Origin of the sequence: Terrisporobacter mayombei (assembly GCF_020748465.1) — a bacterium.
Classification (GTDB): Bacteria; Bacillota; Clostridia; order Peptostreptococcales; family Peptostreptococcaceae; genus Terrisporobacter; species Terrisporobacter mayombei.
In genome coordinates this window covers 110,090-125,476 of the sequence record NZ_JAHZMP010000003.1, presented here as the reverse complement: position 1 = coordinate 125,476, position 15,387 = coordinate 110,090, and the positions used below count along the sequence as shown (strand labels likewise).

General features: G+C 27.9%; 14 protein-coding genes. 12 read left to right on the top strand and 2 right to left on the bottom strand.

Annotated features, from left to right (window positions below; translation table 11 throughout):
* Positions 1–7: 7 nt before the first annotated feature.
* Complete coding sequence (locus tag K0039_RS11255) at positions 8–1,135, top strand: DUF3810 domain-containing protein (RefSeq protein ID WP_228105169.1); 1,128 nt, start codon at positions 8–10, stop codon at positions 1,133–1,135.
* 70 nt (positions 1,136–1,205) lie between these two features.
* Here K0039_RS11255 and K0039_RS11250 read toward each other — a convergent pair whose 3' ends face one another.
* On the bottom strand, positions 1,206–2,177 hold the full coding sequence (locus K0039_RS11250; protein WP_228105168.1) for an AraC family transcriptional regulator: 972 nt from the start codon (positions 2,175–2,177) through the stop codon (positions 1,206–1,208).
* Positions 2,178–2,399: 222 nt separating this feature from the next.
* Between K0039_RS11250 and K0039_RS11245 the strand changes: the two genes are divergently transcribed.
* The 5 genes from K0039_RS11245 to K0039_RS11225 are packed head-to-tail and all read left to right on the top strand — an operon-like array spanning position 2,400 to position 7,622.
* Complete coding sequence (locus K0039_RS11245) at positions 2,400–3,434, top strand: TIM barrel protein (protein WP_228105167.1); 1,035 nt, start codon at positions 2,400–2,402, stop codon at positions 3,432–3,434.
* 5 nt (positions 3,435–3,439) lie between these two features.
* Positions 3,440–4,585 (top strand): carbohydrate kinase family protein, encoded by a 1,146-nt coding sequence (locus K0039_RS11240; protein WP_228105166.1) that lies wholly within the window; start codon positions 3,440–3,442, stop codon positions 4,583–4,585.
* A 2-nt stretch (positions 4,586–4,587) separates the two neighbouring features.
* Complete coding sequence (locus K0039_RS11235) at positions 4,588–5,448, top strand: class II fructose-bisphosphate aldolase (RefSeq protein ID WP_228105165.1); 861 nt, start codon at positions 4,588–4,590, stop codon at positions 5,446–5,448.
* 13 nt (positions 5,449–5,461) lie between these two features.
* Positions 5,462–6,607 carry a Gfo/Idh/MocA family protein gene (locus K0039_RS11230; protein ID WP_228105164.1) on the top strand — a complete coding sequence of 382 codons (1,146 nt, stop codon included), beginning with the start codon at positions 5,462–5,464 and terminating at the stop codon, positions 6,605–6,607.
* Between the two features lie 25 nt (positions 6,608–6,632).
* A complete protein-coding gene (locus tag K0039_RS11225; protein ID WP_228105163.1) occupies positions 6,633–7,622 on the top strand; it encodes a sugar phosphate isomerase/epimerase family protein in 990 nt (329 codons plus the stop codon).
* Positions 7,623–7,687: 65 nt separating this feature from the next.
* Here K0039_RS11225 and K0039_RS11220 read toward each other — a convergent pair whose 3' ends face one another.
* On the bottom strand, positions 7,688–7,945 hold the full coding sequence (locus K0039_RS11220; RefSeq protein ID WP_228105162.1) for a hypothetical protein: 258 nt from the start codon (positions 7,943–7,945) through the stop codon (positions 7,688–7,690).
* A 185-nt stretch (positions 7,946–8,130) separates the two neighbouring features.
* On the opposite strand from K0039_RS11220, the gene K0039_RS11215 reads away from it, so the two are divergent.
* The 6 genes from K0039_RS11215 (at position 8,131) to K0039_RS11190 (ending at position 15,284) form a co-directional block, all read left to right on the top strand.
* A complete protein-coding gene (locus K0039_RS11215; protein ID WP_228105161.1) occupies positions 8,131–8,805 on the top strand; it encodes a response regulator transcription factor in 675 nt (224 codons plus the stop codon).
* Positions 8,802–9,812, top strand: a complete 1,011-nt coding sequence (locus tag K0039_RS11210; RefSeq protein ID WP_228105160.1) for a sensor histidine kinase — start codon at positions 8,802–8,804, stop codon at positions 9,810–9,812. Before K0039_RS11215 ends, K0039_RS11210 begins: the two co-directional genes overlap by 4 nt.
* A 102-nt stretch (positions 9,813–9,914) precedes the next feature.
* Positions 9,915–10,670, top strand: a complete 756-nt coding sequence (locus K0039_RS11205; protein WP_228105159.1) for an ABC transporter ATP-binding protein — start codon at positions 9,915–9,917, stop codon at positions 10,668–10,670.
* On the top strand, positions 10,657–12,555 hold the full coding sequence (locus K0039_RS11200) for an FtsX-like permease family protein (protein WP_228105158.1): 1,899 nt from the start codon (positions 10,657–10,659) through the stop codon (positions 12,553–12,555). The genes K0039_RS11205 and K0039_RS11200 overlap by 14 nt, the downstream gene beginning before the upstream one ends.
* 166 nt (positions 12,556–12,721) lie before the next feature.
* Entirely contained in the window at positions 12,722–13,486 is a 765-nt protein-coding gene (locus K0039_RS11195; protein WP_228105157.1) for an EFR1 family ferrodoxin, read from the top strand.
* Between the two features lie 430 nt (positions 13,487–13,916).
* Positions 13,917–15,284, top strand: a complete 1,368-nt coding sequence (locus K0039_RS11190; RefSeq protein ID WP_228105156.1) for a branched-chain amino acid transport system II carrier protein — start codon at positions 13,917–13,919, stop codon at positions 15,282–15,284.
* Positions 15,285–15,387 lie beyond the last annotated feature (103 nt).

Here is a 15,387-nt window from a genome sequence, read left to right as displayed (position 1 = left end):
GGTGGTGATGGTAATAAAAAAGTTTAGAATTGTATCGATTTCTTTGTTAATACCAGGCATTTTACTTAATGTAATCACAAAAAATGTGCCAAACTTGGTGGAAAAATATTATTCAAATGGAATTAACATATACATTGGAAAATTCATGAGTAAGATTTTTAGTGTTTTTCCTTTTTCTTTATTTGAAATATTAATTTATATTGCAGTATTATCTATGTTAATATTTTTGATTTACTCAATTTATTTTATTGTTAAAAATCCTAGAAAGACTTTTGTTTACTTAAAAAATTCAATATTAAATATAATATCAATAGTAGGCATAGTTTATTTCCTTTTCGTTGTATTATGGGGAATAAATTACAATCGTATGGATTTAAAAGATTCTTTAATTGCAGATTATAATATAAGTCATAATGAAAATATTAAAGAAGTTAATTACGATGAAGATGATTTAGTAAATTTATATAAGTTTTTAGTTGAAAAATGTAATGATACAAGGGCTAAAGTTTTGGAAGATGATAAAAATGTAATGAAATGTAATACAAATCGCAAAGAAGTTTTAAAAAGAGCTAACAATGGATATGAAAATGTTAGTATTTTAAATTTAAATAAAAGAGGAAGTTATGCTCATGCAAAAGCAATATTGAATTCAAATTTATTATGTTACACAGGAATAACAGGAATTTACTCACCTTTTACAGGAGAAGCAAATGTAAATATCGCTGCACCAGATATTTATATTCCTTTTACCACACTACATGAAATGGCTCACCAAAGGGGTTATGGAAGTGAAGATGAGTGTAACTTTTTAGCCTATATAGCTTGTATAAATAATGAGGACTTTGATTTTCAATACTCAGGATATATTTTAGCTCTTAAATACACGGCATCAGCTCTTGCAAAAGTAGACTATGATAAATTTAAAGATTTAAGTAGTAATTTATCTCAATCAGTAAAAAATGACTTAAATAATAGTAGTGAGTTTTGGAGTCAATATGAAGGAAAAGTAAATGAAGTATCAGACAAAATGAATAATAATTACTTAAAAGCCAATGGAGTAAAAGAAGGTACAGCAAGTTATGGAAAAGTAGTAAATTTATTTTTAATATACTACAGCTTATATGGATTTAATTAAAAGATAGCTATAAATTAGTTAATAAAAAACTAATTTATAGCTATTTTGAATTGTATTTATAAATTTATGATTACACTAATGAATTAATGCAGTCATCTATGATAAAATCATTATTTACTTTATACTTATCTAAAATATTCAAAGCATTTTTTCTTGTATAAAAATTTTCACAGGATTCATCAGAATGAGTTTTCATCTCATGAGGAATTTGACTGTATAATTTGGTATATTCTTTTGGGGTACAATCATAATTTTCCTTAAATATTTTATAAAGATAACGATAATCAGAAAATCCACATTCCATACAAATGTCTATTAATTTCATACCTGTAGTAAGAAGAAGCTTTTTAGCTTGATTAAATCTATGGTTGTTTATATATTCTTGAAATGATTGATTTAAATTATCTTTAATAAAATGAGACAAATAAGATACAGATAAATTCTCTTCTTGTGCTATATGAGATAATTTAAGCTTATACATGTAGTTCTCATCAATATAGTTTAAGATTCTATTTAAACGTTCTATTTTTATTTGGTTAGATCTTTTTTCTTCATCGGAAATAATATGATAAGGTAAGATATTTAAAAAGATACTAAACAGCTGATTTATAATACTCATACAAGAAAACTCATATCCATTTCTTTTTTCATAATATAAGTGTCCTAATTTTAGAGCAAGTGATTGAATATATTTATAAGTTTTATTAGAAGCATTTTGCTTAATGTTGAAAGAGTCAAAAATTAGATTTGACATGTTAGGAAAATAATCACTACAAAACTTTGGTGAGACTTGGACGCAAAGAATCAAAGAACTATTACTGGTAGATTTAATTTCATGAGGTTGATTAGGATTAAAAATAACGGAACAACCAGATGAAAGATTGTAACTTTCTTGTTTTGATTTGATTGCAATTTTACCATCAAGAACTAAAATTAATTCAAATTCTCTATGTAAATGAGGACTACGATAATTCATATTAACTAAGAAAACATTTAAATATCTAATATGAGAATGTTCTACGATTTCAAATTCATTTTTCATTTTACTTACCCCTTATTTTTCAGATTGAAAAGTTTATATATAGCTAAATTTGATAATAAAATTATCCCCTTAATATACTTATATACTTTTATTTCATACTTTGCAATTGTTTTGTAAAAAGCTAAATAGTCTGATATTTATAGCAAATTATGACAGAGATAAACTAGGCATTTCATATAGAATTAAGTTAGAAAAAAAAATTATAAATAGGGGGAAATAAAAATGTCTAGATTTAAGTTTTCAGTTGGGCCATGGAATATACATGATGGAGCAGATTCTTATGGACCTGCAACAAGAAATGAAGTTGATTTTGAGGCGAAAGTTAAAAAATTTGCAGAAATAGGATTTAGTGCAGTTCAATTTCATGACGATGATGCAGTTCCTAATATGAATGAATTAAGTGAAGAAGAAATTAAAATAGAAGCGAGAAAAGTAAAAGCTATTTTAGATAAATATAACTTATCAGCAGAGTTTGTTGCACCAAGATTATGGATGGATCCCCATACAATTGATGGTGGATTTATGTCAACTTGTAAGGAAGATAGAGAATTTGCCATGTGGAGGACATATCGTTCTATTGATATAGCAAATGAATTAGGCTGTGACAAAATTGTGCTGTGGTTGGCAAGAGAAGGAACACTTTGTGCAGAAAGTAAAAGTCCAGTTTGGGCAACTAAGCAATTAATAGATGCTATAAATAAAATGCTTGAGTACGATGAAAAAATAAAAATCTTAATTGAGCCAAAGCCAAATGAGCCAATAGATAGAAGTATATGTGGAACTATTGGACATGTAATGGGAGTTTCTGCTGCAACGATTGACCCACCTAGAGTAGGTGGTTTACTTGAATCAGCTCATGCCATATTGGCAGGATTAGATCCTTCTCATGAAATTGGATTTGGACTTGCAATGGGGAAACTTTGGGGAGTTCATTTAAATGACCAAAATGGAATTAAATTTGATCAAGACAAGACTTTTGGTGTGGAAAATCTCAGACAAGCATTTAATCAAATAAAAGTATTAATGGAAAATAATTATGGTTCAAATGGTGAATATATAGGTCTTGATGTTAAAGCTATGAGAACAACAAAAAATGAAGATAGATATAAACATTTGGAAAATAGTTTGAAAATAACTAAAGCTTTAGAAGAAAAAGCTTCAAGATTTGATTATGACTTCCAAAGAAAATGTGTTGAAAATAGAGATTTTGAAGGTCTAGAAATGTACGTTATGAACCTTTTAATGGGAATTGAGTAAAGAACATGTTGAAAAATAATAAAAAAGTAATCGTAGCAGGCCATATTTGTTTGGATATCACTCCTATTTTCCCTTCAAATCAAAGAAAAGAACTTAAAGATATATTAACACCAGGTAAGTTAACTAATGTGGATGAAGCAGATGTTCATACAGGGGGGGCTGTTGCTAACACTGGACTAGCAATGAAAATTCTCGGAGCAGATGTGAAGTTAGTTGGGAAAATAGGGAAGGACTCTTTTGGACAATTAATTATGAATATATTAGATAAATATAATGTATCAGAAAAAATGATTTCTTCGCCAAATACTAGCACATCCTACTCCATAGTCATTTCGCCACCAGGAGTAGATAGAATTTTTTTACATAATTCAGGGGCAAATGATGATTTTGCAGCTGAGGATATAAGTGAAGATATGTTAAAAGATGTATCCTTATTTCACTTTGGATATCCTCCTTTGATGAAGAATATTTATAAAAATCAAGGAGAAGAATTATTAAAAATATTCAAAAACATGAAAGAACACAATATAACTACTTCCCTTGATATGGCAGCTATTGATCCTTTATCAGAAGCTGGAAGTATAGATTGGAATTCTATACTGGAAAGAGTACTTCCTTATGTGGATTTCTTTGTTCCAAGTGTGGAGGAATTGGCATTTATTATTGATAGAGAAAAATATGATGAGTGGATTATAAAGGCCAGTGGAAAAGATATTACAAGTATTTTATCTATTAATGATGTGAAGGCTTTAGCAGATAAGCTTATAAATATGGGTGCAAAAGTTATCTTAATAAAATGTGGAGCACCAGGAATTTATTATAAAACAGGAGATAAAGATAAATTATATTCAATAAGTTCAAATATAAAATTAAATTTGAACTCATGGTCAGATAGGGAGGGATTTGAAAAAAGTTATGAGCCTCAAAAAGTAGTATCAGGCACAGGAGCTGGAGATACTAGCATAGCAGCTTTTCTTACAGCTATGTTAAGAGGAGATTCTTTTGAAAAATGTATGCAGTTAGCTACAGCTACAGGCGCATCTTGTGTAAGCACTTATGATGCTTTAAGTGGAATTAAATCATTGAATGAACTGGAAAAAATTATAAATAGAGGTTGGAAAAAGCAAGATTTAATTAGAGAAAGGGATTAAATATGTTAGTAAATCTTAATGAAGTTTTATTACCAGCAAAAAAGAATAAATATGCTGTTGGATTATTTAATGCAGTAAATTTAGAACTTGCTAGGGGGATTATACAAGGGGCAGAAGAAACTGGCTCACCAGTTATTATGGGAACGGCAGAAGTATTGTTACCTTATGGACCATTGGAGGAATTATCTTATTTTCTTGTTCCTATGGCTAAAAAAGCAAAAGTACCAGTAGTTATTCATTATGACCATGGTTTAACCTTTGAAAAATGTGTTAAAGCTCTTGAGTTAGGATTTTCATCTGTCATGTATGATTGCTCAACTGATACTTATGAAGAAAACATAAGGAAAGTAAAAGAACTTACATATATTGCACATCAATTTGGGGCAACTGTAGAAGCAGAGCTAGGTCATGTGGGTGATAATGATAATTCTGCAGAAGGTGATTCATTTTTGGTTAATCCGGGAGATTTTTATACAGATCCACAGCAGGCAAAAGAATATGTAGAAGAAACGAAAATAGACGCTTTAGCCATTGCTGTAGGCACTGCTCATGGTGCTTATAAGTTTAAGCCAAAACTGGATTTTGAAAGAATATCAACTATTTCAAATACAATTGATATACCTTTAGTACTTCATGGAGGATCTGGTTTGTCAGATGAGGATTTTAAAAAATCAATAGAAAGAGGAATAAGTAAGGTGAATATTTTTACAGATATAAATGAAGCTGCAGCTATTGGCGCTAAGTGTGCATTTGATGATGGAAAGAAATGTGTAACGGATATGATACCTTATGAAGTTGAAATGATAAAACAATCTGTTATTAATAAAATGAAACTATTTAATTCTATTGGAAATATATATTAAGGAGGCCATAGATATGAAAAAAGTTTTAAATTATGGTATGGTTGGTGGAGGACCAGACGGATTTATTGGTGATGCACATAGACGTGCCATCAACTTAGATGGAAAAGCTAAAATTGTTGCAGGATGTTTTTCTAGAACAAAAGAAAAAAATGAACTTATGGGTAAGGAACTGGGAATTTGCCAAGGAAGATGTTATGAAAGTGCATTTGAAATGGCCGAAAGTGAATCTAGTAAAGAGGATGGCATTGATTTTGTTGTTATAGTTACACCAAATAATTCACACTATGAAATATGCAAAGCTTTTTTAGAATCTGGAATTAATGTATCTTGTGACAAACCAGTAACTGTCACATCAAAAGAAGCAATGGAATTAGAATCATTGGCAAAAGAAAAGAATTTATTATTTATGGTTACTTATACTTATATGGGTCATGTGATATCAAAACATATAAAAGAGATAATAAAAAATGGAGAAATCGGAGAAGTAAGAACGGTTATGGCCGAATATCCTCAAGGCTGGCTTGCACATGAAAATGATTGTGGTGGAAAACAAGGAGAGTGGAGATGCGATCCACAACAATCAGGTAAGGTTAACTGTTTAGGTGATTTAGGTACTCATGTTGAAAATGCAGTAGCTACTATGACTGGACTTAAGATAAAGAAGGTGTTAGCAAAGATGGATACAGTAGTTCCTGGACGTAAATTAGATGACAATGATATGGTGCTTGTTGAATATGAAAATGGTGCCACAGGAATGTATTGGACCTCTCAAATTGCCATAGGACATGACAACAGTTTAAGAGTACGCATATATGGTAGTAAAGGAAGCATTCAATGGTTTCAGGAAACTCCAGAAAAAGTAGCAATAATTAAAGAAGATGGAAGTATTAATGAAGTTCATAGAGGATATGGGGTTATTGGTGAAAGTGCGGCTAAATATGAAAGACTTCCAAGCGGTCATTCAGAAGGATGGCTTGAATCTATGGCAAATTTATATTTAAGTTTTATGGAGTGTATTAAAGCAAAAAAAGATAATACTTTTGAAGAACGCATGATTGATTATCCAACAATTATTGATGGATTGGAAGGAATTTTATTTGTAGAAGCATGTCTGAAAAGTAGTGAGAATGGGAATGTATGGATTGATTTAAAAAATTAGAAATAATTTTTAGGGGGAATTAATTATGAAAAGACCAGTTACATTATTTACAGGACAGTGGGCTGATTTTAACTTGGAAGAAATCTGCGAATTAGCAAGTAAAATGGGATATGAAGGATTGGAAATAGCAACATGGGGACAATTAAATATAAGAAAAGCAGCAACAGATCCAGAGTATGTAAAAGAAATTAAATTAACACTTGATAAATATAACTTAGGATGCTGGGCAATAGGAGCTCATTTAACAGGACAATGTGTGGGAGATATATGGGATGAAAGACTGGATGGATTTGCACCATCTGAACTTGCAGGAAAATCAGATAAAATTAGAGAATGGGCAATAGAAGAAATGAAATACACAGCAAAAGCAGCAAAAGCAATAGGTGTTGATGTTGTAACAGGATTTATGGGCTCTCCAATTTGGAAAATGTGGTATTCTTTCCCACAAACTACAGAAGAAATAGTAGATAAGGGATATAAAAAAATTAAAGAGCTTTGGTCACCAATATTTGATGTTTTTGATGAATGTAATGTAAAATTTGCTTTGGAAGTTCATCCTACAGAAATAGCTTTTGATTATTATACTACTAAAAAATTATTGGAAGTATTTGATTATAGAAAAACTCTAGGCATAAACTTTGATCCAAGTCATTTAATTTGGCAAGGGGTAAATCCAGGTATATTCTTATATGATTATGCTGAGTATGTATATCATGTACATATAAAAGACACAAAATTAAACTTAAATGGACGAAATGGTATACTTGGTTCTCATATTACTTTTGGTAACTACTGTAGAGGATGGAACTTCGTATCTCCTGGTCATGGAGATGTGGATTTTGATGAGATAATTAGAATCTTAAATGAAAAAGGATATAATGGACCATTATCAATTGAATGGGAAGATAGTGGAATGGAAAGAGTATTTGGAGCAACAGAGGCCTGTGAATTTACAAATAAAATTAACTTTTCACCATCAGACGTGGCATTTGACGATGCTTTGAAAACAGATTAAAAATAAAATAATTTAATAGTATAAAATATCAATATAAAGAGCTCATATTTTATGAGCTCTTTATATTATTTAATAGAAGTAATTTTTATTAAATCTGGAGCATTTGAAGAATTTACAATAAATTCTCCTTTAATTTCAATATCGTAATTGCATAGTGGATTTTTACAAATTAAATAAGTTAAAAATTCATAGGAATTTTCAACAGACCTTTTTTTATTAGTAGATTTTTTCGAATCTTCAAATTTAAAGTCATATGAATATGTATGATTACATTTAGGGCACTTAATATTACAATTGTGATTTATGGTATTTTTATAATCCAAAAAATACACCTCCAATTATTTTAAATAGTTCTATTTATTATTTACATAAAAATAATAAAATAAGCTAAATATTATCCAAAATCAAATCTTAAGGATATACAATTTGAAAGAAAAACAATAGAATGGATTATAATTAATATATAATAATATTGATTTTAAAATAAAAAATAAAGAGGGATATAATAATGGATATTTTTATAATAGAAGATGATAAAGCTTTAAGCAGAGAAATTAGCTTAACTTTGAGTAAGTGGGGATACAGCGCTTGTGAAGTGAATGATTTTGAAAATATAACAAATGAGGTTTTACAATGTAATCCAAAATTAATTTTAATGGATGTTAACCTACCTTGTTATGATGGATTTTATTGGTGTTCACAAATTAGAAATTTTATGAAAGTACCAATAATATTTATTTCTTCTAGAGATAATGATATGGATATAATAATGTCCATAAATATGGGGGGAGATGACTATATTACTAAACCTTTTTCGCCACAAATTTTAGTTGCAAAAATTCAAGCCATACTTAGGAGAACTTACTCTTATAACAATGATTTAAAAAGTGAAATAATAAAATTTAAAGATATAACACTGAACATAGTAGATGGAAAGATATACTTTAAGGATGAAAATACTGAACTTACTAAAAATGAGTTAAAAATAATGAAAATATTAATGGAAAACCAAGAAAAAATCGTAAGTAGAGATGAAATAATAGAAGAACTTTGGGATACAGATGAATTTATAAGCGAAAATACTTTAACAGTAAATGTTAATAGGTTGAGAAAGAAGCTAGATTCAATAGGAATAAATGACTTTATAGAAACTAAAAAAGGACAAGGATATATAATAAGATGAGTTTACTAACGTATTTAAGAGAAGTAAAAGTATTTTTGATTTTAATAATTTTTATAATGTTAATAGTTGATGTTACTATGCTACTAGATCCTAATTTAAGTAATAGTGTTGATACTTTAATTTATATTAATATTTTATCAATTTTATCTGTTGTCATTTTTATTTTTATTGGATATGGCAATTATAAGAAAAAAATAAAAAAAATTATAAATTCAATCCATAATATAAGAGAAGAACATGATGATTTGGAAAGGGATTATATTTATAAGAATGTAAAACATTTGATTGAAGAGAATGAGAAAGAAGTAGATAGTTTAAGAAATGAATTAGAAGATATAAACGATTACATGACAAACTGGATTCATGAAGTGAAGATTCCAATTTCAGTTCTCCAAATAATAGGAAAAAGAGTAAATGAAATTGATGATAGCAGGGAATTATCTAAGCAAATTAACAGTGAAGTTAGTCGTATAGATAAACTAGTAGAACAAGCAATGTATTCAAGTCGAGCAGGAAACTATAATTCAGACTTTATAATAAATGAAGTAAAATTGGAACAAGCAGTAAAAGAAGTAATAAAGAAAAATAAATATCAATTTATATATAACAAAATTGATTTGAATGTTAATCAGTTAAATAAAACTGTTCTTACTGATAAAAAGTGGATTACTCATATAATTGAGCTAATAATTGATAATGCAATCAAGTATAGTCATATGGGTGGAAAAATAGAAATTTATTTGAAGGAAAATGAAAAAGGATGTGAACTTCATATAAAAGACTATGGTATGGGAATTGTGCCTCAAGATATAGAAAGAGTTTTTGACAAAGGATTTACTGGAGAAAATGGAAGAAAGAAAACAAAATCAACAGGTATGGGACTTTATATATCAAAGAAAATCTTAAATAAATTAAGTCATGATATAAATGTAATATCAACTCCAAATGAATTTTGTGATGTATATATTACCTTCTATAATTTATCAGATTACTTCAATGTGACATAAATGACACATATTATCTCCAAAGTGTTAGGTTAAGAGATGGAAGCAAATATCTGAAACTTATAAAATATAAGTATAATAAATATTAGAAATTTGGAGGGTAATATGTTAAAAACTATTAATTTGAAAAAAGATATTAAAAATAATAAAAATACATTTAAGATATTAAAAGATATTAATTTAGACGTAAAAGAAGGTGAATTTTTATCCATAATGGGACCTTCTGGAGCAGGAAAAACTACTTTGCTAAATATTTTATCAACAGTAGATAAACCTACATCAGGAAATGTATATTATGAAAATAAAGATATAAGTAAAATGAACAATAAAGAGCTATCTAAATTTAGAAGAGATAATATTGGATTTATTTTTCAGGATTATAACTTATTAGATAGCATGAGCGTAGAGGATAACATAGCTTTACCTCTTGTAATAGGAAATGAAAAACAAAGCAGAATAAAAGAAGAAGTTATGAGGCTTGCTAAATTTTTTGGAATAGAAGCTCATCTTAAAAAATATCCTTATGAATTATCTGGAGGACAAAAACAAAGAGCATCAGCAGCTAGAGCGCTTATAACATCACCAAAAATAATTTTTGCTGATGAGCCAACAGGAGCACTAGATTCAAAATCATCATCAGAACTATTAAACTGTTTAAAAGATATGAATGAAAAATTTAATGTGACAGTTATTATGGTTACGCATGATCCATTTAGTGCAAGTTATTCTAAAAAGGTTATTTTTATGAAAGATGGAAAACTAAATGCTAGGATAGATAGCTCAGGAAATAGAAAAGAATTTTACAATAGCATAATGAATTTACTTACTTCCATGGGGGGTGAAGTAAATGAACTTCTTTAAACTTTCATTTATGAACTTAAAACAGAACTTAAAAAACTATGGAATGTACATATTCTCTATGGTATTTTCCATTGTAGTTTTTTATAACTTTATAACATTGATGTTTAGTGAACAATTTAGGCAGATACAGGATTTAAATGTAATATCATCTTTGGCAGGTGTTTGTGCATTAGTATTGTGTTTATTCTTTGTATTCTTTATCTCTTATTCAAGTAGTTTTTTTATAGAGCAAAGAAAAAAAGAATTTGGGATTTACACTTTTATGGGTGTTGAGAATAATAAAATAGCTTTACTATTTGCTCAGGAAGGATTATTGATAGGTATAATAGCTTTAATTGGTGGAATTCTTGGCGGAATTTTAACTAATAAATTATTTTTAATGGCATTAGCTAAAATTTCTAAAGTAAGCACCGTGATGAAGTTTGAAATTTCAAAAGAGGCTATTTTAATAACTAGTTTAATTTTTTTATGCATATTAATTTGTGTATTTATTAAAGAATATATAGTTTTATTAAAAGCAGATATAACAAAACTTATTAATGCAACAAATATATATCAAAGTGATAATAGTAAAAATAAAACTTTACAAGGTATTTTAGGATTAATGGTTATAGTTTTAGCTTATGTTATAATTTTATATTACAAAAGATATAATATACCATTTCCAGCGGCTATATTTGCCACAGTAATTATGGTTATAATAGGAACAATGCTACTGTTTAAAGGATTTTTTACTTTTATAGTTTCAAAATTAATTAATAATAAAAACTTCTTATATAAAAATACTAATATTTTAAGTTACAATAATATAATTTTTAGAATAAGAGATAATAATAGAGTTTTAGGTCAAATCGCAGTACTAATAACTTGTTGCTTGACTTGTATAATAGTATCTATTGCAACTAGAACTATTTTTTCAGAAGGCAAAGAATCTGAATATCCTTATAGTATAATGTATGAAGGAAATTTAGATGATAAAATTGTTCAAGAAGCTTTAAATAAAAGTGATGAAAAGGTTGACTTCAAACTACAAACTGAGCTTATGTATATAGATATTACTGAAAATGGTAAAAAAGAATCACCATTCATTTTTACAGGTAATATGGATTTTATTAAATATTCAGATGTAAAAAAAGTATGTGAATATAGAGACTTGGATAACGAGAATAAATTTTTAAATACACAGTTAAAAGATAATGAAGCCATATTGATAATTCCTAAAAATCTAATAAATGCTTTTGATTTCAAAGTTGATTTTGATTTAGGTAATAGAAATATTAAAATAATTGACTATTATGCAATGAATTTATTTGGATTTTTTAGAGGGAATCTTCCATCTGTTATTGTAAATGATAACACTTTTAATTCTTTGAAAAAAGACTCAAATAAGGATACAGAAAGTATATCTTGTATCACCTTAGAAAACTTTGATAATAGTACAAATATAGTGAAAGATATAAAGAAAAACAGTAATATGAAACCTTATAGTGTAGATAATTTCAATGAAGATAGTTATAACTTTATAAATGCAATTTACTTTATAGGTCTATTTATGTCATTGGTATTTATAGTATCTATAGGAAGTATTATGTACTTTAAATGTATTTCTGATGCAAGTAAAGATAAGCCAAGATTTGATACATTAAGAAAAATAGGAACGAATCAAGAATATATTAATAAATCTATTTATAAACAGGTTGGGATATTTTTCTTATTTCCAGCGATAGTAGCTATTATCCATAGCACTGTAGCTAGTTACGCAATAACAAATTTGTTTAATCAAGATGGAAGATTTTCTACCATAGTAACAATTATTATTTTCTCAGTAATTTATTTGATTTATTACTTATTAACTTCAAAAAAATATATATCTTTAACAAAATAATGAATTAAGCCATATTTTATTTAATTAGATTAGATGAAATATGGCTTATGTTATATTGTAAAAATTTAATGATAAAACTCAAATTAATAATATACCTAATAATAGAAGAATATTATTAAATATAATAAATAATAGTGAATATGTTTAAAGTCTGGGAGGGATTTTGATGAATAAAATTAAAATAATTTATTATACAGGTACTGGTAGTAGCAAGATTATAGCAGAACTTATAAATAATAAGTTAATAGATATGAACTATGATGTTTTTTTTGAGAAAGTATCTAAGAATAATCTAGTAAGTCAAAAAAGTTGTGATTTAATTATACTTATTTTTCCTATACATGGAGCCAATGCACCGGAAGTAGTATATAAGTGGATCAAAAATTTACCTAAGGGAAATAAAACTAAGGCTGCAATTATATCTATATCAGCAGGAGGAAAAGTTATTTTTAATAGAGCGGGGAGATTAAGTAGTATAAAGTTATCAGAGAAACAAGATTGTGAAGTTTTTTATGAAAATTCACTGATTATGCCTAGTAATTTTCTAATTCCTACACCAGATTATTTATCAAGAGCACTTTTTAATATTCTTCCTGAGAAAATAGATCTTATTATAGATGATATAGTTAATGAAAAGATAAGAAAAATTAACCCTCCTATAATAGATAAATGTATTTCTAAAGTATTTGAAATAGAAAAAATAGGTGTGAAAATTTTAGGAAAAACAATAAAAGTAAATAAAAACTGTAGTGGGTGTGGATTGTGTGAGAAAATATGCTCTTGTGGAAACATTATAATGAGCAACAAGAAACCTAAATTTATGTGTAACTTTTGTACAGCTTGTTTATACTATTGTCCTAATAAAGCATTGCAACCAAGTGTTTTTAAAATGGTAATATTAAAAATGGATATAACATTAATAATTTTATGAACAATAACATTAAAGGTCAAAACTTTTCTGATGAAGAGATAATGGAACTGACTAAAAGTATATACTGGAGTGGATTAAGAGATTATCTTTTATATTCAGATAAAGAAGTGTGATTTTTATGTATATTAACATATTAAATAAATATTATTTTAAACTTTAGTAATAGAAAAAAATTATGTCATATGGCCTAAATTTCTACTAAATATGATCGACAAATAAGAAAAATAATCTGTGACTTTGTTAATAAAAACTAAGAAAGAAAAATAATTGACAACCACTATAAAACAGACTATATATAAAGTATAAGGATATGTAAACGTTTACAAAAATGTTATATTTTATTTAATTAAGATATGCCTACTTATTGTAATTATACACTTTTATTGACTGTGTAAACGTTTACAAAAGAACCTTTATAAGGGAGGGCTTTATGAAAAAAAATGAGAGAGATTTATCAATTGGAACACTATTTTTTATGGGAGCAGCTTTATTTTCCATGCATTTTGGATCTGCAAGTATGACATGGCCGATGAACTGGGGAAAAGAAAGTGGTAGTTCAGTATTTGTAGCTTTTGCAGGAGCTTTTTTAACCGCATTATTATTGCCTCTTCTTGCTTATGTAGCATTAGTAAGAGGTAATGGAACATACAATTCTTTAGCTAAGAATATTATGCCGAAATTTGGACCAGTATTTACTACAATGACAATACTATTACTAGGTCCACTATATGCAGTTCCTAGAATGAGCGCATCTTCTTGGGATGGGATAGTTCAAGCTACAGGATTAAATACTAATAGTAAAATACCAATAATATTATTTTCTATAGTGTTTTACTTAATTACCTACTGGTTTTTATCTGGACGTTCGGATACTATGGATAAAATAAGTAAAATTTTATTTCCAGTATTGGTAATTATAGTTATCTGTATAATTGGAAAAGGATTATTAACACCAATATCTACAACTTGGGCACCAAAATCTTATGATAATTCAGCCTTTTCTTACGGATTTACGGGAGGTTATGCAACAGGGGAAATTCTATGTGCATTAGTATTTGGAATAGTTATACTAAATAACTTAAAAGTCAAAGGTGTTACACCAGATAAGATGAATAAAAATATTATAAAAGTAGGTATACTTGGAATTGGAATGTTAACTTTGAGTCATCTTGGTCACATGATTATAGGTGCATCAACAGGGGGAATTTCTGGTCCAACAGGAGATTTAACTTATGTTAAACTTTACACAAAAGTAGCCTTTTTACTTTTAGGAAATGTAGGTGGAGTTTTATACTGTATAGCATTAACCATAGCATCATTGACAACGGCAGTCGGTATTACAGCAGCTGCAGCAGAGTTTTTTGAAGATGTTTCAAATAAAAAATTATCTTATAAAAAGTCTGTAATTATAATTTGTGTTAGTAGCACTATTATGGGAGCATTAGGTTTGGAAAATATATTAGCATATGTGGGACCGCTTTTAGACTCCATGTCACCTCCTTTGATTATTTTAACTTTATACTATGTTTTAATACCTAATGTTAAAAATGTTAGATTTTTATTTGCTGCCAAATGTACGATGATTGTAAGTTTCATATATGGCATATTAGATGCTGTTCATACATATAGTTATTTATGCGGATGGAACTTGGGCATATTTGACAGTTTTTATTTGAAAATGCCACTTGCTGATATAAAGTTAGCGTGGGTTATAGGTTGTGGAATAATAGCTGTTTTGTCCTATTTACTATGTAGGGGGAAAGAAGAAACTTTTACTGGAAGTTCTGATGCAATATAATAGCCATAAATAAAGTCAGGAGATAAAACTTCTGGCTTTTTATTTTGATAGTAAACTGCACTAGATTAAACTTTGTAAGATAAAATAGATAAATTACGATACA